We start from the raw sequence: 20,367 nt of genomic DNA, 5'->3' as shown, positions 1-20,367 counted from the left end.
TAGACCCATGAATATTCATGAATATCAGGCCAAGGCCCTGCTGAAGGGCTATGGCGCGCCGGTCGCGCAAGGTGTGGCGATCCTCAAGGTCGAGGAGGCCGAAGCTGCCGCCAAGTCGCTCCCCGGCCCGCTTTACGTGGTCAAGAGCCAGATTCACGCCGGCGGCCGCGGTAAGGGCAAGTTCAAGGAACTCGGCCCAGACGCGAAGGGCGGCGTTCGCCTCGCCAAGTCGATCGACGAAGTCGTTGCCCACGCCAAGGAAATGCTCGGCAATACGCTGGTGACGGCGCAGACAGGTGAAGCTGGCAAGCAGGTCAACCGCCTCTACATCGAAGACGGCGCCGACATCGCTCGCGAGCTCTATTGCTCGCTGCTCGTCGATCGCTCCGTCGGCCGCGTTGCCTTCGTCGTCTCGACGGAAGGCGGCATGGACATCGAGGCCGTCGCTCACGACACGCCTGAAAAGATCCACACGATTGCGATCGATCCGGAAGCCGGTGTCACGGCTGCCGATGTTGCTGCGATCTCCAAGGCGCTGCAGCTCGACGGCGCTGCCGCCGAAGACGCAAAGGCGCTGTTCCCGGCGCTCTACAAGGCTTTCGGCGAAAAGGACATGGCTCTGCTTGAAGTCAACCCGCTGATCGTCATGAAGGACGGCCACCTGCGCGTTCTCGACGCTAAGATGTCGTTCGACGGCAATGCGCTGTTCCGCCATGACGACGTCAAGGCGCTGCGCGACGAGACCGAAGAAGACGCCAAGGAAATCGAGGCCTCGAAGTGGGACCTCGCCTATGTCGCCCTCGATGGCAATATCGGCTGCATGGTCAACGGCGCCGGTCTTGCGATGGCGACGATGGACATCATCAAGCTCTATGGCAAGGAGCCGGCGAACTTCTGCGACGTCGGCGGTGGCGCCGGCAAGGAGAAGGTCGCTGCGGCCTTCAAGATCATTACCGCCGACCCGAAGGTCGAGGGCATCCTCGTTAACATCTTCGGCGGCATCATGCGCTGTGACGTCATCGCCGAAGGCGTTGTCGCGGCTGTTCAGGAAGTCGGTCTTAAGGTTCCGCTCGTCGTGCGCCTCGAAGGCACCAATGTCGAGCTTGGCAAGAAGATCCTCAACGAGTCGGGCCTGGCGATCACCGCAGCCGACGACCTTGACGATGCGGCGAAGAAGATCGTCGCGGCGATCAAAGCCTAATCTGGAAGGACCGGAAAGAATGTCTATTCTCGTCAACAAAGACACGAAGGTTCTCGTTCAGGGCCTGACCGGCAAGACCGGCACCTTCCATACCGAACAGGCGCTCGCCTATTACGGCACCAAGATGGTCGGCGGTATTCATCCGAAAAAGGGCGGCGAATCGTGGTCGTCGGGCGTCGATGGCACCTCGCTGCCGATCTTCGCGACCGTTGCCGAAGCCAAGGAAAAGACCGGCGCCGACGCGACCGTGATCTACGTTCCGCCGGCAGGCGCCGCCGACGCGATCATCGAGGCGATCGAAGCCGAGATCCCGTTCATCACCTGCATCACCGAAGGCATCCCTGTTATGGACATGGTCCGCGTCAAGGCTCGCCTCGACCGCTCCAAGTCGCGACTGCTTGGGCCCAACTGCCCGGGCATCCTGACGCCGGAAGAATGCAAAATCGGCATCATGCCGGGCTCGATCTTCCGCAAGGGTTCGGTCGGTATCGTTTCCCGCTCGGGCACGCTGACCTACGAAGCGGTGTTCCAGACCTCGAACGAAGGCCTCGGCCAGACGACGGCCGTCGGCATCGGCGGTGATCCGGTCAAGGGCACCGAGTTCATCGACGTCCTGGAAATGTTCCTCGCAGACGAAGCCACCCAGTCGATCATCATGATCGGCGAAATCGGCGGCTCGGCTGAAGAAGACGCGGCACAGTTCCTGATCGACGAAGCCAAGAAGGGCCGCAAAAAGCCGATGGCGGGTTTCATCGCTGGCCGTACGGCTCCCAAGGGCCGTACGATGGGCCACGCCGGTGCTGTCGTGTCCGGTGGCAAGGGCGATGCGGAATCGAAGATCGCGGCCATGGAATCGGCCGGGATCAAGGTATCGCCGTCCCCCGCTCGCCTCGGTAAGACGCTGGTTGAAGTCCTCAAGGGCTAATCCAATCTATAACCCGGGCAGCGGTTCTTACTGTCTGCCCGGATCTCGACTTCGAAATGAAATGAGCCGCGGACAGGCGGCTAACGACAGATGCGGCAAGCCGGTCGAGTATCCGGCGGATTCACAAGTCAGGAGGCGGACGAAAGCGTCCGCATGTAACCATGGCACGGCAAGAAGCCAACGAGCAGTTTCAGATTACCTCGTTCCTGGATGGCGCCAATGCTTCGTATATCGAGCAGCTTTATGCGCGCTATGAGGAAGACCCGAACTCGGTCGGCGAGGAGTGGCGGTCTTTCTTCAAGGCGCTGGAAGACAATCCGGAAGATGTGAAGAAGGCGGCCAAGGGTGCATCCTGGCGCAAGAAGGATTGGCCTCTGCAGCCCAAGAGCGACCTCGTTTCGGCGCTCGACGGTGATTGGGGCACTGTTGAAAAGATCATCGAGACCAAGGTCAAGGGCAAGGCGGAAGCCGCCGGCAAGCCGACCGATGGCGCCGATATCCTGCAGGCAACGCGCGATTCCGTCCGTGCCATCATGATGATCCGCGCCTACCGCATGCGCGGTCACTTGCATGCCAAGCTCGATCCGCTCGGGATCGCCGCGCCTGTTGAAGACTACAAGGAACTGTCGCCCGTAGCTTACGGCTTCACCGAGGCCGACTATTCCCGCAAGATCTTCATCGACAACGTTCTCGGCCTCGAATACGCCACCCTGCCCGAGATGATCGAGATTCTCGAGCGCACCTACTGCTCGACCCTCGGCGTCGAATTCATGCACATCTCCAATCCGGAAGAGAAGGCCTGGATTCAGGAGCGCATCGAAGGCCCGGACAAGGGCGTTGCCTTCACACCGGAAGGCAAGAAGGCAATCCTCGCCAAGCTGGTCGAAGCCGAAGGCTACGAGCAGTTCCTCGACGTGAAGTTCAAGGGCACCAAGCGCTTCGGTCTCGATGGCGGTGAATCGCTCGTCCCGGCGCTCGAGCAGATCTTGAAGCGCGGCGGCCATCTCGGCCTTCGCGAAGCCGTGTTCGGCATGGCTCACCGCGGCCGCTTGAATGTGCTCTCACAGGTCATGGGCAAGCCGCACCGCGCCATCTTCCACGAGTTCAAGGGCGGTTCCTACGCACCTGATGAAGTCGAAGGTTCGGGCGACGTGAAATATCACCTCGGGGCGTCCTCAGACCGTGAGTTCGACGGCAACAAGGTTCACGTGTCACTGACGGCCAACCCGTCGCACCTCGAAATCGTCGACCCTGTCGTCATGGGCAAGGCCCGCGCCAAGCAGGATATGGGCGCTACCGTCTGGGAAGGCGACACCATTCCGCTTTCCGAGCGCGCAAAGGTTTTGCCGCTGCTGATCCATGGCGACGCGGCTTTTGCCGGCCAGGGCGTGATTGCAGAAATCCTCGGCCTGTCCGGCCTGCGCGGTCACCGCGTTGCCGGCACGATGCACGTCATCATCAACAACCAGATCGGCTTCACCACCAATCCGGCCTTCTCGCGTTCGTCGCCCTATCCGTCCGATGTCGCCAAGATGATCGAGGCGCCGATCTTCCACGTCAACGGCGACGATCCGGAAGCGGTTGTCTACGCTGCCAAGATTGCCATGGAATTTCGCATGAAGTTCCACAAGCCTGTCGTCGTCGACATGTTCTGCTACCGTCGCTACGGCCACAACGAAGGCGACGAACCGTCCTTCACGCAGCCGAAGATGTACAAGGTCATCCGCGCTCACAAGACCGTGCTGCAGATCTATGCGGACCGCCTTGTTGCCGAGGGTCTCGTCAGCGACGGCGAAGTCGAGAGGATGAAGGCCGATTGGCGCGCGCATCTCGAGCAGGAATTCGACGCCGGCCAAAGCTACAAGCCGAACAAGGCCGATTGGCTGGACGGCGAGTGGTCGGGCCTGCGCACGGCTGACAATGCCGACGAGCAACGCCGCGGCAAGACCGCCGTTCCGATGAAGACGCTCAAGGATATCGGCCGCAAGCTGTCGGAAATTCCGGAAGGCTTCCGTGCGCACCGCACGATCCAGCGTTTCATGGAAAACCGCGCCAACATGATCCAGACGGGTGAGAACCTCGACTGGGCGATGGCTGAGGCGCTTGCCTTCGGATCGCTGGTGGTCGAAGGCCACAAGATCCGTCTCTCCGGTCAGGATTGCGAACGCGGCACGTTCTCGCAACGTCATTCGGTTCTCTACGATCAGGAGAGCGAAGAGCGCTTTATTCCGCTTGCGAACCTGTCGCCCAACCAGGCCCGTTATGAAGTCATCAACTCGATGCTCTCGGAAGAAGCAGTGCTCGGCTTCGAATACGGCTATTCGCTGGCTCGTCCGAACGCGCTGACCCTTTGGGAAGCCCAGTTCGGGGACTTCGCCAACGGCGCGCAGGTCGTCTTCGACCAGTTCATCTCGTCGGGCGAACGCAAGTGGCTGCGCATGTCCGGTCTCGTCTGCCTGTTGCCGCATGGCTACGAAGGTCAGGGCCCCGAGCACTCTTCGGCCCGCCTCGAACGCTTCCTGCAGCTCTGCGCTGAAGACAACATGCAGGTCGCCAACGTCACGACGCCGGCGAACTACTTCCACATCCTGCGCCGGCAGCTGAAGCGTGACTTCCGCAAGCCGCTCGTTCTGATGACGCCGAAGTCGCTGCTGCGCCACAAGCGGGCTGTTTCCAGCCTTGCGGAACTCGCCGGCGAGTCCTCCTTCCATCGCCTGCTCTGGGACGATGCGGAGGTCATCAAGGACGGCCCGATCAAGCTGCAGAAGGACAACAAGATCCGCCGCGTCGTCATGTGCACCGGCAAGGTCTATTACGACCTTCTGGAAGAGCGTGAAAAGCGTGGCATCGACGACATCTACCTGCTGCGCGTCGAACAGCTCTATCCGTTCCCGGCAAAGGCGCTCATCAACGAGCTCAGCCGCTTCCGGAACGCAGAGATGGTCTGGTGCCAGGAAGAGCCGAAGAACATGGGCGCATGGTCGTTCATCGACCCGTATCTGGAATGGGTGCTCGCCCATATCGATGCGAAGTACCAGCGCGTCCGCTACACCGGTCGTCCGGCCGCCGCTTCGCCGGCGACGGGTCTGATGTCCAAGCATCTGTCGCAGCTCGCCGCATTCCTCGAGGATGCGCTGGGCGGCTAAGGGATCGGGCGATGGCATATTTCTTCCTCAGACTTGTGCCGCCTCGTCCCCGTTTTCCGCATGATGCGACCGGGGAGGAAACGGCCGCGATGAAGCGCCATGTGACCTATTGGCACCAAAACGCAGAAGAGGGATCGGCGATTGCCGTCGGTCCCGTCTTCGAAGGTGAGGGAGCCTGGGGCATGGCAGTCGTTTCGGCAGTGGATCAAAAGGCGGCGCAAGCGCTTGCCGATGCCGATCCGATCATCCAGTCCGGTTACGGCTTTCGCTTTGACATATTGCCAATGCCCTCGATCATTCTCCGGCCATCTGTTGCCGGAAACGAATAAACGAACACAAGCAAATCAGGATTTGAACAATGGCCACAGAAATCCGCGTTCCAACTCTCGGTGAATCCGTCAGCGAGGCAACCGTCGGTACCTGGTTCAAGAAGGTCGGCGACGCCATCAGGGCCGACGAGCCGATTCTCGAGCTTGAAACCGACAAGGTGACCATCGAAGTGCCGGCTCCCGCTTCGGGGACGCTGTCTGAAATCGTTGCCCAGGCTGGCGAAACCGTCGGTCTTGGCGCACTGCTCGGCCAGATCGCCGCAGGCGCCGGTGCTGCAGCTGCTCCGGCTCCTGCTGCCGCTCCTGCCAAGGCCGCCGAACCTGCTGCCGCGGCACCTGCACTGGTCGCCGCTGCTGCTGCGCCGGCTGCTTCCGCATCCGCCATGCCGCCGGCACCGGCTGCTGCGAAGATGCTTGCCGAGAACAGCCTGTCGGCCGATCAGGTCGACGGCAGCGGCAAACGCGGCCAGGTTCTGAAGGGCGACGTGATCGCCGCTGTTGCCAAGGGCATCTCCGCCCCGGCGGCCGCTGCGGCCCCTGCCGTTCCGGCTGCTGCCCGCGGCCCGTCGACGCTCGAGGACGCCGCTCGCGAAGAGCGCGTGAAGATGACGCGCCTGCGCCAGACGATCGCCAAGCGCCTGAAGGACGCACAGAACACCGCCGCCATGCTGACCACCTACAACGAGGTGGACATGAAGGCCGTCATGGATCTGCGCGCCAAGTACAAGGACGTCTTCGAAAAGAAGCATGGCGTGAAGCTCGGCTTCATGGGCTTCTTCACCAAGGCGATCACGCATGCGCTGAAGGAGCTCCCGGCCGTCAACGCCGAGATCGACGGCACCGACATCATCTACAAGAACTTCTGCCACATCGGCATGGCCGTCGGCACGGACAAGGGTCTCGTCGTGCCTGTTATTCGTGACGCCGACCAGATGTCGATTGCCGAAGTCGAGAAGGAACTGGCGCGTCTGGCAAAGGCTGCTCGCGACGGCTCGCTTTCGATGGCCGATATGCAGGGCGGCACGTTTACGATCACCAACGGCGGTGTCTACGGTTCGCTGATGTCCTCGCCGATCCTGAATGCTCCGCAGTCCGGTATCCTCGGTATGCATAAGATCCAGGACCGTCCGGTTGTCGTCGGCGGCCAGATCGTCATCCGTCCGATGATGTATCTCGCGCTCTCCTACGATCACCGCATCGTCGACGGTAAGGAAGCCGTGACCTTCCTCGTTCGGGTCAAGGAAAGCCTGGAAGACCCGGAACGTCTGGTTCTCGATCTCTAAGCAATCGACTGGGCCGCATGAGCGGCCCTTTTCACCTCGGCGGGGCGCGCGATGTCGCTGGCAATTTCCACAGGGCGTATGACGATCATGCCTCCCCTTGCCAAAGGCAGGGTCGGGGTTTCGTTCGCGTTTCTGTTGGCGCTGCCTGCGGCCGCTGTCGGCGCTTCCGATTGCCGGCAGGCGAGCGCTGTCTATGCCGACAGGGATGGCGCCTACGAGCTGCGCTTCACGCCGATCGATTCGGAAGCGGCGGCTGCCAGCAACCGGTTCACGCTGAAAGTGCTGAAAACCTCGATCGAACTCGACGGCTACGTCATGCCCTCGGACGATCCCGAGCGCGCCGTCGGTATCCTGATGTTTAAATGCCCAGGCGGCGACGTGACGGGCACCGATCTTGACGCCTGCACAATTTGGCAGGGCACAGTCTACGGCGCAAACGCCAAGGGCGAGATCGACAACCTTCAGCCTGAAGCTGCGGCTGCCGCTGACAGCGTCTTTCTGCCAGGCCTCGGTCCGTCGATCCGCCGATCGCAGATCTGGGGTAACGACAAGGCGAGTGTTGCGCCGTGGGACGTCCTGGCATTCAAGGAGTGCGCGAAATGACAAAACGACCGGTCCTTCTCGTCACCGGCGGCAGCCGGGGCATCGGTGCTGCGGTCTGCCGGCTTGCTGCCCGCCAGGGCTGGAACGTCGCGGTGAACTACGCCGCGAACCGCGCTGCTGCCGACACTGTTGTCTCCGATGTCAAGGCTGAGGGTGGCGACGCTATCGCGATCAAGGGCGATGTCGGAAGCGCGCAGGATATCACTTTGATGTTCCAGGCCGTCGACAGACATTTCGGACGGCTGGATGGACTGGTCAACAATGCCGGCATCGTCGATACGCAGCAGCGCGTCGACGAGATGAGCGTCGAACGCCTTGAGCGGATGATGCGGATCAATGTGACCGGCTCGATTCTCTGCGCGGCCGAGGCCGTCCGCCGAATGTCGTCGAAGCATGGCGGTAAAGGCGGCGTAATCGTCAACATCTCGTCGATGGCAGCGGTTCTGGGTTCGGCCTCGCAGTATGTCGATTACGCCGCGTCGAAGGCCGCGATCGATACCTTCACCATCGGTCTCTCACGAGAAGTGGCGAACGAGGGCGTGCGTGTGAACGCCATCCGTCCCGGCGTCATCGATACCGACATTCATGCGTCCGGCGGCCTGCCGAACCGCGCGCGCGACCTGGCGCCGAGCATCCCCATGCAAAGGCCCGGTACGGCGGAGGAAATCGCCGATGCGGTCCTCTACCTTCTTTCGCCGACGGCTTCCTATATAACGGGCGCCATACTCAATGTAAGCGGCGGCCGTTAGGACGCGGAGACCATTTTCTCATGCAATATCCTCTCGAATTTCTCGGCCTGATGGCCGTCTTTTCAATCTTCATCGTTGTGCCAGGCGCTGACTTCGCCGTCATCCTGCGTCAGAGCATCGTGCATGGCCGTCGTGCCGCTATCATGACCGGCCTTGGCATGGGTTTCTCTTTGCTGTTTCACATCAGCTACACGATCCTCGGCCTCGGCCTGATCGTTTCCAAATCGCTGATGCTGTTTGCCATGATCAAATGGGCAGGCGTCGCCTATCTGGTGTACCTCGGCATCAGATCGTTCCGCGAGCCGGGTTTCAACGTGAATGAAATCGAGGTGACGGAGGAAGACCGCAAGCCGATCTCGGCGCTGGAATGCCTAGGCATGGGCTTCATCACCAACGCGCTCAATCCGAAGCCGGTGCTCTTCTTCCTGTCGCTGTTCTCGACGCTGGTGCATCACGATACCCCGGCGCTGATCCAGTTCAGCTACGGCATCGGCATGGCCACAGCGCTCGTCGCCTGGTTCGCCGGCGTGTCGACCTTCTTCACCGTCAAGCCCATTCGCGACCGCTTCATCGCAAGCGGCAAATGGTTCAACCGCATCACCGGCGCCGCATTGGTCGGCTTCGGATTCCGCCTCGCGCTCGCCCGCGCGGCTGACTAAGCAAATAACGAAAAGGGAAAGAAACAATGTCCTACGATGTGATCGTTATCGGAACCGGACCCGGCGGCTACGTCGCCGCCATCAAGGCGGCGCAGCTTGGCCTCAAGGTCGCTGTCGTTGAAAAGCGCGCGACTTTCGGCGGCACCTGCCTGAACGTCGGCTGCATCCCGTCCAAGGCGCTGCTGCATGCCTCCGAAATGTTCCATCAGGCCGGCCACGGCATGGATGCGCTTGGCATCGAGGTAGCCGCTCCGAAGCTGAATCTCGAAAAGATGCTGGCGCACAAGGATGCGACGGTGAAGTCGAACGTCGACGGCGTTGCCTTCCTCTTCAAGAAGAACAAGATCGATGCCTTCCGGGGCACCGGCAAGATCGTATCGGCTGGCAAGGTTTCCGTGACTGGCGAAGACGGCAAGGTGCAAGAAATCGTAGGCAGGAACATTGTCATCGCCACCGGCTCCGACGTGGCCGGCATTCCGGGTGTGAAGGTTGACATCGACGAGAAGGTGATCATTTCCTCGACGGGCGCGATCGTGCTCGAGAAAGTGCCGGAAACGATGATCGTTGTCGGCGGCGGCGTCATCGGCCTCGAGCTCGGTTCGGTCTGGTCGCGCCTCGGCGCCAAGGTCACCGTTGTCGAATATCTCGATACAATTCTCGGCGGCATGGATGGCGAAGTCTCCAAGCAATTCCAGCGGATGCTCGTCAAGCAGGGCGTGGCCATCAACCTGAGTTCCAAGGTGACGGGCGTCGAAAAGGGCGGCAAGGGTGCCAAGGTAACGTTCGAGCCGGTCAAGGGTGGCGATGCGCAGACGCTGGAAGCCGAGGTCGTTCTGATCGCGACCGGCCGCATTCCTTACACGGCCGGCCTCGGTCTTGAAGAAGCAGGCGTCAAGCTCGACAACCGTGGCCGCGTCGAGATCGACGGTCATTTCCGTACGAACGTTCCCGGCATCTACGCAATCGGCGACGTGGTGAAGGGGCCGATGCTGGCCCACAAGGCTGAAGACGAAGGCGTGGCACTCGCCGAAATCCTCGCCGGCGAGCATGGCCATGTGAACTACGACGTCATCCCGAGCGTCGTCTACACGCAGCCGGAGGTCGCTTCCGTCGGAAAGACCGAGGAAGAGCTGAAGGCCGCAGGCGTCGCCTACAAGGTCGGCAAGTTCCCGTTCACGGCCAACGGTCGTGCCCGCGCCATGCTGGCGACCGATGGCTTCGTGAAGATCCTTTCCGACAAGGAAACTGATCGTGTCCTCGGCGGCCACATTGTCGGCTTTGGTGCGGGCGAGATGATCCACGAGATCTCCGTGCTGATGGAGTTCGGTGGTTCCGCGGAAGATCTCGGCCGCACGTGCCACGCGCACCCGACCATGTCGGAAGCGGTCAAGGAAGCGGCTCTCGCCGCCTTCTTCAAGCCGATCCATATGTAATATTAAATTTTGGCAATACGGGACGGGCCGCTTGCTTCACAGCAGGCGGCCCATTTACCTTAGAACAGTTCTAATTGCTGTTTTGAGGATAGAGACATGCCTACCGATTCTCGTGATGCATATAGCCTGCCGCAGAGGTTGCTGCATTGGGTGATGGCGCTCATGATCTTTTTCAACCTGCTCTTTCCAGATGGTATGAACGCTTGGAACCGGACGGTCCGTCGGGGTGGCATCCCATCGGTTGATCAGGTTGCATCTGCCAATGTGCATGCCTATGTCGGCATCGGTATTCTCATTCTGGCAATCCTTCGTGTTTGCTTGCGCCTTTTTCAGGGTGCGCCCGCTGAGCCGGCGGCGGAACCGAAGATATTCCGGATTGGCGCCAAGGTCGCACATGCCGCGCTCTACCTGCTGATCTTCCTCCTGCCGCTGACCGGCATGGCGGCGTACTATCTAGGGGTCAATATTTCCGGCGAGCTTCATGGTGGTATCTTCAAGGCGGTCCTGTGGGCCGTGATCACCGCGCATGTCGCTGGCGCGCTCGCCCATCAGTTCTACTGGAAGACCAATGTTCTCAGGCGAATGACCGTCGGGAGCTAGTTGACGGCCGTCACCGTGAAGCCCTGCTTGCGCAACAGTTCAATCACGCCGCCTTCGCCCGGCAGATGCAGGGCGCCGACGGCCATGAAGACGTTGCCATTGGCAAGGATCGGGGCTGCACGCTCGGCCATCACCTTGTTGCGGTCGAGAATGATGCGTTGCTCGAAGGCGGCGTAGTCGCCGTCCTCGTCCTTACCGTCAGGCGAGACGGTCTTCAGCATCGGAATGGTCATGCCGATATCGCCGGAGAGGTAGAGATCGGTCATGGTCTCCACCACGTCGTTCATCCTGGAGCCCAAGGCCAGCGTCTCGATCAGCGACTTCATGTGGAATTCGGTCGGCAGCTCGGCCATTGCCTGCAGCTGCTCGGCAAGAGTTTCCAGACCCTTGACCTGCTTGCCCTCGGCAACGGCGTCCGCGGCGATCTTCTGGTCAAGGAACTTTACGCCCTTCGCCTTGCGGGCCATTTCGCAGCTGGGCAGGGCAACGACGCTCGATATCATCCAGGGGCGCATGCGCGAGACCGCGGCAAGCGGGATGCCGCGCTGCTTCAGACCTTCCTCCAGACGAACATAGTCGTCGTGGGACAGGAGCTTTTCGATCGTCGTCCCATCGGTGAACATCATCAGCTCCGGCTTCATCAGCAGAGCGGCGGAAGCCTTTTTCTCGTCGAGGATCTCGTCGGATTCGATCACGATGGTGTCGGCACCATCGTGGGCCGCCTGCGTGCGCGGCGGGAGCGTCAGCACGCGTGGATCGGTGACATGCATGCTGCCGAGCAGCCAAGACGGATTCACGCCCGGCTTTTCGATCTTCCAGAAAATGCCCTTGCCGTTCGGCACGGCGTCCGCTTCCTTGACCGCTTCGGCGTAGCGGGCTGGGTCGCGCTGCTTGAGATCGGTGAGGATGTTGCGGCCAGTGCAGCTGGCGTCTTCTGCGGCAGCTGCCGGTGAGACCGAGAACAGCACGGCGATCAGCGTTGCAGCGAGCAGCATGTGAAATGCAGCGATCAGCCAAAGCAGGAGATTGCCCGGCGATGCGATGTGCAGGCTGCGGTGGCCGATGGAAATCGTCATGATGGTGTTCCGGTCACTGTGATCGCCAAACTTTACGCTTCGCGTGCGGATATTCCTTTAAGAGAAGCCGTTAACAAAAGATTACGCCCGAGGATGGGCGCGGTCGTAAACTTCCAGCAGACGGGATGAATCCACACCGGTGTAGACCTGGGTGGTGGAAAGGCTGGCGTGGCCGAGCAATTCCTGAATGGTTCGTAGGTCGCCGCCGCCCGCCAGAAGATGGGTCGCGAAGGAGTGCCGCAGCGCGTGCGGTGTCGCTGTCTCGGGCAGGCCGAAGGCACTTCGCATCTTCTGCATCGTGCGCTGGATGATCGCCGCCTGCAGCTTGCCGCCGCGCGCGCCGCGGAAGAGAGGCTCGTTGCCTTCAAGATGATAGGGACATAACGACCGGTATTTCTCGACTGCCTCGAAGACGATGGTAAGCAGCGGCACGAGGCGGGTCTTGTTGCCCTTGCCGGTAATGCGCAGCGTCGCCGCTCCCCGGTTGAAGTCGTCAGGCGTCAGATCGAGCGCTTCGGAGATGCGCAAGCCGCAGCCATAGAGCAGGGTGAAAACGGCGGCGTCGCGTGCCGCGATCCAGGGCTCTTCGTGTAGCTGCGCTTCGTCGCTGACGACGGTGATGGCCTGCCTGTCGGAAAGTGGCTTCGGCAGCGACTTCGGCTGCTTCGGCGAGCGGATCGCACCGGCGCCGGCTGCATTCACCAGCCCCTTTTTTTCGAGGTAACGCAGCAGTGAGCGTAAACCGGCGAGATTGCGGCCGAGCGAGCGGGGTCCGGATCCCTCTTTGCGACGTGCGGCGAGGAATGCGCGGAAGTCGGCGGGCCGCAGCGCATGGATATCCTTCAGCGTTGCGGGTCCCGCGAGATGACCGGTCAGGAAGGTAAGGAACTGGCGCGTGTCGCGCTCGTAGGCATCGAGCGTATGCTCGGAAAGGCGGCGCTCGCTGGCCAGGCTGTCGAGCCAGGCGGTGCGTTCCGCCATCAGGCGCGGGTCGGCGATGATCAGGAGTTCGTTCACGTGTCTGGCCCTTGAATTTGCCAATCCGGCTGCCAATTCTGAAGGACCGACAGTTATGGAATTGCTAATACCGCCCAAGTGGTTGTCATGGTTCCATCATATTAATCGACGTAACTGGTTTCCCAACGACGCAGGATCTTGCATGCCACGGCGCCACCCCACGACCGCTTTCGGACAATTCGCGGAAGCGATTGCCCTCGTTTCCCATGGCAAGCCGGGACATATCGTTGACACGTTGATCGCCGAGCGCGGACAGAGAATCGTCAAGCACCCGTTCTGGCCGATCATGCGGCCCTTTCTCCATACGCTCCTGCGCTACAACAGGGCCATCAGCTTCGCCAACGACGTCGCGAACATGCCAGGCTTCCAGTGCTTCGAGTACATGAGCAACCTGTTGAAGCTCGAGATCAATGTCAGGCATGGTGAACGCATTCCTGATACCGGCGGCTTCATCCTCGTCAGCAACCATCCGACCGGCATTGCCGATGGGGTGGCCGTCTTCGATCTCTTGAAGAACAAGCGGCCCGACATGATGGTGTTCGCCAACCGCGATGCCATACGTGTCAATCCGCGTTTTGCCGAGGTCATTATTCCGGTCGAATGGCGGGAAGAGTATAAGAGCAAGCTCAAGACCCGTGAGACGCTGCTGATCACCAACCGTGCGGTCAGGGAAGGCAAGGCAACGGTTCTCTTTCCGTCCGGGCGGATTGCCTATTGGGCGAACGGACGGCTGAACGAGCGTCCGTGGAAAACCTCGGCTGTCGGGCTTGCCCGCAAGTACAACCTGCCGATCCTGCCGGTGCATATGACGGCACGGAATTCGGGCCTCTTCTACTGGCTCGCAAAGTGGTCAACGGAGCTCAGGGATATGACCGTCTTTCACGAGCTTCTGAACAAGCGCGGCGACCGGTTCGACTTCGTGGTCGGCAACCTGATCCCGGTGGAGCATCTCGACGGCGACATCAACGAGGTGACCAAGGCATTGGAAGACCATACGGCGCGCGCCCTCGATATGGATGACGACGCGCAGTTCGTGCCTCTGGTCCGACCGGCCGAGCCGGTGCTGGCCGGCGCCCATTCAATTCCCTGACCGGATAGGTTAAAGCGAGGCATGCTGCTCCGCTCGATGTTTGCCCAGAACTACCGGTCCTTGCGATCGATCCGCATGGATCTTTCGGGCATCAATCTATTCATCGGTGAGAATGGGGTCGGGAAGTCCAACCTCTACCGCGCGCTGCAGCTTATCCAGGCGGCAACGCGCGGGCGCCTGGCGCATGAGATCGCTGCAGAAGGTGGCATGTTCTCGGCGCTCTGGTCCGGGCCGCGACGGGACGCCGACGGGCCGTTCCGTATCCGTCTGGAAACCGAACTTCTCGACGAGGAAAGGGCGATCACCTTCCGCTATCGTGTCGAAGCCGGCTTGCGGCCGCCGAGCGCTGCGGCAGGGTTTCCCTTCGAGCCGCAGATCAAGGCCGAAGAGCTTTCGATCGAGACGGGGACGCGACCGGTCACGATAATGAAGCGCGCTGGCCCCGCCATCTCGGTTCGCGACCAGAATGGGCGGATGCAGGACTATCCTGAGCAGGCGCTGACCTCGGAAACGGCAATCGCGCTGCTCGGCGATGCCGGCCACTATCCCGAGATCGGAACATTTCGGCGTGCGATCGACGGCTGGCGCTTCTTTCACGGCTTCCGCACGGACCGCTCTTCGCCGCTGCGCGCCCCCTGTCTTGCCGTCACAGCGCCGCTTTTGGACGAGGATGGCGCCAACATTGCCGCAGTCTTCGCGACGCTTGTACATACGCGTGAAGATACCGTCGATCTCGATCGGGCCGTCGTCGCCGCCCTCGGCGGTGCGCGGCTTGTCGTGCCGCTGCCCGAGGAGACGGCGGAGTTCGGCCTTTCCTTCCCGGAATTTGCGAACCGTGTGTTTCAGCCGCGCGAGCTGTCGGACGGGCAGATCCGCTTTCTGGGGCTTGCGGCCGCGCTGATGTCATATCGTCTGCCGCCGCTGATTGCACTGAACGAACCGGAGGCAAGCCTGCATCCGGACATGCTGCTGCCGCTGGCCGACATGATCGCGGACGCGGCGCGAAGCAGCCAGATCTGGATCGTCACCCACTCCGAGCCGCTGGCGGCTGCCGTGTGCGAGCGATGCGGTGCACGCGCCCGCCATGTCGTGCGGCAGGACGGTGCCACCTGGATTGAAGGAATGCGGCTCACCGGCGTCATCGACGAGAACGAGTGAGACAGCGCGGATCATGTTCCAGGTTTTCTTTTTAAGCCGATCCGGGCATGGTCTCGCCCGATGAGCACAGATTCGTCCGATCTCTTTGGAGCGCTGTTTGAGACGCCGCCGGCCAACCGCACGGTTCCGGTGCTCGTTCCCATGCCTGCGCCGAAGCCCTATTCCTATGCCGTGCCGGAGGGCATGGCGGTCGAACCGGGCTCGGTCGTACAGGTGCCGCTCGGTCCGAGGCAGGTGATCGGCGTCGTCTGGGATGGCGGCCAAGACGGTGTCGATCCGAAGAAGCTCAGGCCGATCAGCCATGTCTTCGATTGCCCGCCGCTGACCAAGGAGATGCGCGATTTCATCGACTGGGTGGCGAGTTACACACTTTCGCCCCCTGGTCTCGTGGCGCGTATGGCGCTGCGCGCACCCAACGCCTTCGAGCCGGAGCCGATGGTGGAAGGACTGCGCTTCGTCGGCGGCGAGCCGGAGCGGATGACGTCGGCACGCGCCCGTGTGCTTGATATCGCCGGTGATGGTCTGTCATGGACGCGAAGCGGGCTTGCGCATGCCGCCGGCGTCTCGACAAGCGTGGTCGACGGCCTAGTCAGCCAGGGTGTTTTCGAGACGGTGTTCCTGCCGCCGCCGCCGGTGGTCGCCAAACCGGATCCAGATTTCGTGTCAGCACGGCTTGAAGGCCCGCAGAAGGACGCCGCAGACGAGATTCTCGCCGAAGTTCGAAAGGGTGAGTTCGCGGTCTCGCTGATCGACGGCGTCACCGGTTCGGGAAAAACGGAAGTCTATTTCGAGGCGATCGCGGAAACACTGAAGCGCGGCAAGCAGGTGCTGATCCTCTTGCCGGAGATCGCGCTGACGGCGAGCTTTTTGGAGCGATTTCAGGATCGCTTCGGCGCAAAGCCCGCCGAATGGCATTCCGACCTGGCACCACGCACCCGCGAAAAGGTCTGGCGTCAGGCAGTCACGGGCGAGGTTCGCGTCGTTGCCGGCGCGCGTTCGGCGCTGTTTCTGCCGTTCGAGGATCTTGGCCTCATCATCGTCGATGAAGAGCACGACCCGGCGTACAAGCAGGAGGACCGTGTCTATTACAATGCGCGCGACATGGCGGTCGTACGCGCTCGCATTGGCGATTTCCCCGTGGTTCTCGTGTCCGCCACGCCCTCGGTCGAGAGCCAGGTCAATGGGCAGAGCGGGCGTTACAGCACCATTCACATGCCCACCCGTTTCGGCGATGCAGCGTTGCCGGATCTGCACCTTATCGACATGCGTCGCCATGCGCCCGAGCGCGGCGGCTTCCTGTCGCCTGTCCTGATCCGGGCGATCGGCAAGACGATCGAAAAGCAGCAGCAGGCGCTTCTCTTTCTCAACCGGCGGGGCTATGCCCCACTAACGCTCTGCCGCGTCTGCGGCCACCGCTTCCAGTGCCCGCAGTGTTCCAGTTGGCTCGTCGAGCACCGGTTTAAGAGACAATTGCAATGCCATCAGTGCGGTCATGCCGAGCGGACGCCCGAAGCCTGCCCGGAATGCGGCACGTTCGATCACCTCGTTGCATGCGGGCCGGGTGTCGAGCGCATCGCCGAAGAGGTGGAGCGCCATTTTCCTGAAGCGCGAACGATCGTGCTCTCGTCCGACATGATGGGCGGCGTCAAGCGGCTGCGGCTCGAGCTCGAGGCCATCGCGAAGGGAGAAGCTGATATCGTCATCGGCACGCAGCTTGTCGCCAAGGGTCATAACTTCCCGCTGATGACGCTAGTCGGCATCGTCGATGCCGATCTCGGGCTTGCCAATGGCGATCCGCGCGCTGCCGAGCGCACCTTTCAGCTCTTGTCGCAGGTCACGGGCCGCGCCGGCCGTACCGGCCTGAAGAGCCACGGCCTGTTACAAACCTACCAGCCGCAACATCCCGTCATGCAGGCGATCGTGTCGGGCGACGCCAGCGCCTTTTACGAGCGCGAGATAGCCGAGCGCGAGCGTGCCATCCTGCCGCCGTTCGGGCGGCTGGCGTCGATCATCGTCTCGGCGGAAACCCGCCACGATGCGGAAAACCACGCCCGCGGCATTCGAAACGCCGCCCCCAATGTTTCCGGCATTTCCGTGCTCGGGCCTGCGGAAGCGCCGCTTGCGCTGGTTCGAGGCCGCTATCGTTTCCGGCTTCTCGTGCATGGGCGGCGGAATTCAGACATGCAAGCGTTTCTCAGGGCCATGCTTGCGCAAGCGCCGAAGGAGCGCGGGTCGGTGCATGTGCAGCTCGATGTGGACCCGCAAAGCTTCCTGTAGATGGTGTTCCGACGGGCTTTTGCCGGGTACGGCAATCATGCCATAAGGACGGCGAAGCAGGGGATTCGGGGTCGGTCGAATGGATTTTTATTTTCCAACGGAGTTGGGCGAACAGCTCGCTTTCGCAGCAGCCACATTCACGGCGCTGGCGGGCTTTGTCATCATGTTTGCACCAGGCTATGCGATGCGGCTGTTCGGCCTCATGCCGCGCGAGGGCCGGCGTGACGGATATGCCGAACAACGATCCGTCGGCGGCTTCTATCTCGGCTTCGGTCTTTCGGCCATTATGCTGGCGCAGAACTGGATCTACATGGCGCTTGGCGCGTCCTTCGCCATGGCGGCGTTTGCGCGGATCATCTCGCTCCTTTCAGATAAGGGGAGCGCAATTCTCAACTATTTACTTCTGGTTGTGCAAATCGTTTTGGCAGCACTGCCACTCGCCTATGTTTTCGGTTTCTTTTCCGCTTGAGTTGAGCGGATATCTCTCGTGCCGAGCTCTTTGTTGCTGGGCTTTGAGCATTTTTGCGTTAGAAATCGATGGGAAAGCCGTATTCGGGCGTTACGCGTGTTGCGAGTCCGAACATCCTATGTTAGACGGACCCCGAATTTCGGAAGAAGCAAGAGGCTTCTCTTGCGATTTCTGGGGGAAATCATAACGAATTCAAGATCCTAGGTCAGGCGCCCGCCGGCGACCGGATTCTTGAGTTGAAATCAGGGAAATTTGGGCCAGTGGCAGACACATCCCAGCTTACTTCTGGTGTTGCAGAGCGCTATGCCTCGTCGCTGTTCGATCTGGCGCTCGAGCAGGGCGCCGTCGAAAGCGTCACCAAGGATCTCGACCGGTTCCAGGCGATGCTCGACGAGAGCGACGACCTGAAGCGTTTCGTTTCGAGCCCTGTTTTCTCGGCCGACGACCAGCTCAAGGCGATCGTTACCATCAGTGAGAAGGCTGGAATTAGCGGCTTCTTCGCAAATTTCCTGAAGGTCGTGGCGCGTAACCGCCGCCTCTTTGCCCTCCCGGGCATGATCAAGGCCTTTCGCATCATCGCCGCAAGCCAGCGTGGCGAAATCACTGCCGAGGTAACCTCGGCCCATGCGCTTGATGCAGCGCAGGAAACCGAATTGAAGGCGGCGCTCAAGGGCGTCACCGGCAAGGACGTGGCGATTGCCGTCACGGTTGATCCGTCAATTCTTGGTGGTCTGATCGTGAAGGTCGGGTCCCGTCAGATTGATACGTCTCTTCGTACGAAACTCTCTACCCTTAAGCTTGCATTGAAAGAGGTCGGCTGATGGATATCCGCGCTGCGGAAATTTCCGCAATTCTCAAGGACCAGATCAAAAACTTCGGCAAAGAGGCAGAAGTCTCGGAAGTCGGTCAGGTTCTCTCCGTCGGTGACGGTATCGCTCGCGTTTACGGTCTGGACAATGTTCAGGCAGGCGAAATGGTCGAGTTCCCCGGTGGCATCCGTGGCATGGCGCTGAACCTGGAATCGGACAACGTTGGTGTTGTTATTTTCGGTTCGGACCGCGACATCAAGGAAGGCGACACCGTCAAGCGGACCGGCGCCATCGTTGACGTTCCGGTTGGTCCGGAGCTGCTCGGCCGCGTTGTCGATGCTCTCGGCAACCCGATCGACGGCAAGGGCCCGATCAATTCGACGCGCCGCGCGCGCGTTGACGTCAAGGCTCCGGGCATCATTCCGCGCAAGTCGGTTCATGAGCCGATGTCGACTGGCCTCAAGGCTATCGACGCGCTCATCCCGGTCGGCCGTGGCCAGCGCGAGCTCGTCATTGGTGACCGCCAGACCGGCAAGACCGCGATCATTCTCGACACGATCCTGAACCAGAAGGCTATCCACGACAACGGCCCGGACAGCGAGAAGCTGTTCTGCGTCTACGTCGCTATCGGCCAGAAGCGTTCGACTGTTGCCCAGTTCGTCAAGGTTCTCGAAGAACGCGGCGCAATGAAGTACTCGATCGTCGTTGCCGCAACGGCTTCCGATCCTGCTCCGATGCAGTACCTGGCACCGTTCGCCGGCTGCACGATGGGCGAATACTTCCGTGACAACGGTCAGCACGCGCTGATCGGTTATGACGACCTGTCCAAGCAGGCTGTTGCTTACCGCCAGATGTCGCTGCTGCTGCGCCGTCCGCCGGGTCGCGAAGCTTATCCGGGCGACGTTTTCTACCTGCACTCGCGTCTCCTCGAGCGCGCTGCAAAGCTCTCCGACGAAAAGGGCGCTGGCTCTCTGACGGCTCTGCCCGTCATCGAAACCCAGGGCAACGACGTTTCGGCCTTCATTCCGACCAACGTGATCTCGATCACCGACGGCCAGATCTTCCTCGAAACCGACCTGTTCTATCAGGGTATCCGTCCGGCCGTTAACGTCGGTCTGTCGGTTTCCCGCGTCGGCTCCGCCGCTCAGGTCAAGGCGATGAAGCAGGTCGCCGGCTCGATCAAGGGCGAACTCGCCCAGTATCGCGAAATGGCCGCCTTCGCTCAGTTCGGCTCCGACCTCGATGCCTCGACGCAGCGCCTGCTGAACCGCGGTGCACGCCTCACCGAACTCCTGAAGCAGCCGCAGTTCTCGCCGCTGAAGACGGAAGAGCAGGTTGCGGTGATCTTCGCCGGCGTTAACGGCTACCTCGACAAGATCCCAGTCGCACAGGTCGGCAAGTTCGAGCAGGGCCTGCTGTCGTACCTTCGCTCGGAAGGCTCGGCTATCCTCGACACGATCCGCACGGACAAGGCAATCAGCGACGATACGAAGGGCAAGCTCACGGCTGCCATCGATAGCTTCGCGAAGTCCTTCGCCTAATC

At 61.3% G+C, this 20,367-nt stretch carries 18 protein-coding genes; 16 read left to right on the top strand and 2 right to left on the bottom strand.

All coding sequences use genetic code 11. From position 1 onward, the window contains the following. Positions 1 to 7: 7 nt before the first annotated feature. From sucC to FHT71_RS11030, 10 genes are all read left to right on the top strand, one after another. Positions 8 to 1,201, top strand: coding sequence for an ADP-forming succinate--CoA ligase subunit beta (sucC, locus tag FHT71_RS11075; RefSeq protein ID WP_007796991.1), 1,194 nt, complete (start codon positions 8 to 10; stop codon positions 1,199 to 1,201). Positions 1,202 to 1,220: 19 nt separating this feature from the next. Then, the gene (sucD, locus tag FHT71_RS11070) at positions 1,221 to 2,126 is read left to right on the top strand and encodes a succinate--CoA ligase subunit alpha (protein ID WP_007796987.1); all 906 of its coding nucleotides are present in this window, start codon (positions 1,221 to 1,223) and stop codon (positions 2,124 to 2,126) included. Between the two features lie 161 nt (positions 2,127 to 2,287). Beyond that, on the top strand, positions 2,288 to 5,272 hold the full coding sequence (locus FHT71_RS11065; protein WP_132588571.1) for a 2-oxoglutarate dehydrogenase E1 component: 2,985 nt from the start codon (positions 2,288 to 2,290) through the stop codon (positions 5,270 to 5,272). Between the two features lie 11 nt (positions 5,273 to 5,283). Beyond that, the gene (locus FHT71_RS11060; RefSeq protein ID WP_007796982.1) at positions 5,284 to 5,601 is read left to right on the top strand and encodes a YciI family protein; all 318 of its coding nucleotides are present in this window, start codon (positions 5,284 to 5,286) and stop codon (positions 5,599 to 5,601) included. A 29-nt stretch (positions 5,602 to 5,630) separates the two neighbouring features. Further along, positions 5,631 to 6,884 (top strand): 2-oxoglutarate dehydrogenase complex dihydrolipoyllysine-residue succinyltransferase, encoded by a 1,254-nt coding sequence (odhB, locus tag FHT71_RS11055; protein WP_132588570.1) that lies wholly within the window; start codon positions 5,631 to 5,633, stop codon positions 6,882 to 6,884. Positions 6,885 to 6,962: 78 nt separating this feature from the next. Then, positions 6,963 to 7,487, top strand: a complete 525-nt coding sequence (locus tag FHT71_RS11050) for a hypothetical protein (protein WP_245505415.1) — start codon at positions 6,963 to 6,965, stop codon at positions 7,485 to 7,487. Further along, positions 7,484 to 8,236 carry an SDR family oxidoreductase gene (locus FHT71_RS11045; RefSeq protein WP_132588568.1) on the top strand — a complete coding sequence of 251 codons (753 nt, stop codon included), beginning with the start codon at positions 7,484 to 7,486 and terminating at the stop codon, positions 8,234 to 8,236. Before FHT71_RS11050 ends, FHT71_RS11045 begins: the two co-directional genes overlap by 4 nt. A 20-nt stretch (positions 8,237 to 8,256) precedes the next feature. Then, entirely contained in the window at positions 8,257 to 8,895 is a 639-nt protein-coding gene (locus FHT71_RS11040) for a LysE family transporter (protein ID WP_007796971.1), read from the top strand. Between the two features lie 26 nt (positions 8,896 to 8,921). Next, positions 8,922 to 10,328: a dihydrolipoyl dehydrogenase gene (gene lpdA / locus FHT71_RS11035; RefSeq protein WP_183719673.1), complete on the top strand. Its 1,407-nt coding sequence runs from the start codon at positions 8,922 to 8,924 to the stop codon at positions 10,326 to 10,328. 96 nt (positions 10,329 to 10,424) lie between these two features. Beyond that, on the top strand, positions 10,425 to 10,928 hold the full coding sequence (locus tag FHT71_RS11030; protein ID WP_007796967.1) for a cytochrome b/b6 domain-containing protein: 504 nt from the start codon (positions 10,425 to 10,427) through the stop codon (positions 10,926 to 10,928). Here FHT71_RS11030 and FHT71_RS11025 read toward each other — a convergent pair. Continuing rightward, on the bottom strand, positions 10,925 to 12,004 hold the full coding sequence (locus FHT71_RS11025; protein ID WP_132588566.1) for a TraB/GumN family protein: 1,080 nt from the start codon (positions 12,002 to 12,004) through the stop codon (positions 10,925 to 10,927). The genes FHT71_RS11030 and FHT71_RS11025 overlap by 4 nt on opposite strands. 81 nt (positions 12,005 to 12,085) lie before the next feature. Beyond that, a complete protein-coding gene (locus FHT71_RS11020; RefSeq protein ID WP_007796962.1) occupies positions 12,086 to 13,021 on the bottom strand; it encodes a tyrosine recombinase XerC in 936 nt (311 codons plus the stop codon). 142 nt (positions 13,022 to 13,163) lie between these two features. Between FHT71_RS11020 and FHT71_RS11015 the strand changes: the two genes are divergently transcribed. The 6 genes from FHT71_RS11015 (at position 13,164) to atpA (ending at position 20,365) form a co-directional block, all read left to right on the top strand. Continuing rightward, entirely contained in the window at positions 13,164 to 14,111 is a 948-nt protein-coding gene (locus FHT71_RS11015) for a 1-acyl-sn-glycerol-3-phosphate acyltransferase (RefSeq protein ID WP_132588565.1), read from the top strand. A gap of 21 nt (positions 14,112 to 14,132) precedes the next feature. Then, positions 14,133 to 15,269 (top strand): AAA family ATPase, encoded by a 1,137-nt coding sequence (locus FHT71_RS11010; protein ID WP_132588564.1) that lies wholly within the window; start codon positions 14,133 to 14,135, stop codon positions 15,267 to 15,269. Positions 15,270 to 15,329: 60 nt separating this feature from the next. Beyond that, positions 15,330 to 17,546: a primosomal protein N' gene (locus tag FHT71_RS11005; RefSeq protein ID WP_132588563.1), complete on the top strand. Its 2,217-nt coding sequence runs from the start codon at positions 15,330 to 15,332 to the stop codon at positions 17,544 to 17,546. A 79-nt stretch (positions 17,547 to 17,625) separates the two neighbouring features. After that, positions 17,626 to 18,015: a hypothetical protein gene (locus FHT71_RS11000; RefSeq protein ID WP_007796951.1), complete on the top strand. Its 390-nt coding sequence runs from the start codon at positions 17,626 to 17,628 to the stop codon at positions 18,013 to 18,015. Between the two features lie 260 nt (positions 18,016 to 18,275). Then, positions 18,276 to 18,836 (top strand): F0F1 ATP synthase subunit delta, encoded by a 561-nt coding sequence (locus FHT71_RS10995; RefSeq protein WP_132588562.1) that lies wholly within the window; start codon positions 18,276 to 18,278, stop codon positions 18,834 to 18,836. Then, complete coding sequence (gene atpA / locus FHT71_RS10990) at positions 18,836 to 20,365, top strand: F0F1 ATP synthase subunit alpha (protein WP_007796947.1); 1,530 nt, start codon at positions 18,836 to 18,838, stop codon at positions 20,363 to 20,365. Before FHT71_RS10995 ends, atpA begins: the two co-directional genes overlap by 1 nt. The last annotated feature ends 2 nt before the right edge of the window (positions 20,366 to 20,367 follow it).

It is taken from the genome of Rhizobium sp. BK060 (assembly GCF_014193145.1).
Taxonomy (GTDB): domain Bacteria; phylum Pseudomonadota; class Alphaproteobacteria; order Rhizobiales; family Rhizobiaceae; genus Rhizobium.
This window is presented reverse-complemented; position numbering and strand designations above follow the sequence as displayed.

Coding starts and splice junctions, on each gene's coding strand:
- FHT71_RS11000 (WP_007796951.1), top strand. CDS start 17,626: ATGGATTTTTATTTTCCAACGGAGTTGGGCGAACAGCTCGCTTTCGCA.
- FHT71_RS11030 (WP_007796967.1), top strand. CDS start 10,425: ATGCCTACCGATTCTCGTGATGCATATAGCCTGCCGCAGAGGTTGCTG.
- FHT71_RS11060 (WP_007796982.1), top strand. CDS start 5,284: ATGGCATATTTCTTCCTCAGACTTGTGCCGCCTCGTCCCCGTTTTCCG.
- sucC (WP_007796991.1), top strand. CDS start 8: ATGAATATTCATGAATATCAGGCCAAGGCCCTGCTGAAGGGCTATGGC.
- FHT71_RS11010 (WP_132588564.1), top strand. CDS start 14,133: ATGCTGCTCCGCTCGATGTTTGCCCAGAACTACCGGTCCTTGCGATCG.
- lpdA (WP_183719673.1), top strand. CDS start 8,922: ATGTCCTACGATGTGATCGTTATCGGAACCGGACCCGGCGGCTACGTC.
- FHT71_RS11065 (WP_132588571.1), top strand. CDS start 2,288: ATGGCACGGCAAGAAGCCAACGAGCAGTTTCAGATTACCTCGTTCCTG.
- FHT71_RS11045 (WP_132588568.1), top strand. CDS start 7,484: ATGACAAAACGACCGGTCCTTCTCGTCACCGGCGGCAGCCGGGGCATC.
- atpA (WP_007796947.1), top strand. CDS start 18,836: ATGGATATCCGCGCTGCGGAAATTTCCGCAATTCTCAAGGACCAGATC.
- odhB (WP_132588570.1), top strand. CDS start 5,631: ATGGCCACAGAAATCCGCGTTCCAACTCTCGGTGAATCCGTCAGCGAG.
- FHT71_RS11015 (WP_132588565.1), top strand. CDS start 13,164: ATGCCACGGCGCCACCCCACGACCGCTTTCGGACAATTCGCGGAAGCG.
- sucD (WP_007796987.1), top strand. CDS start 1,221: ATGTCTATTCTCGTCAACAAAGACACGAAGGTTCTCGTTCAGGGCCTG.
- FHT71_RS11005 (WP_132588563.1), top strand. CDS start 15,330: ATGAGCACAGATTCGTCCGATCTCTTTGGAGCGCTGTTTGAGACGCCG.
- FHT71_RS11050 (WP_245505415.1), top strand. CDS start 6,963: ATGACGATCATGCCTCCCCTTGCCAAAGGCAGGGTCGGGGTTTCGTTC.
- FHT71_RS11040 (WP_007796971.1), top strand. CDS start 8,257: ATGCAATATCCTCTCGAATTTCTCGGCCTGATGGCCGTCTTTTCAATC.
- FHT71_RS11025 (WP_132588566.1), bottom strand. CDS start 12,004: ATGACGATTTCCATCGGCCACCGCAGCCTGCACATCGCATCGCCGGGC.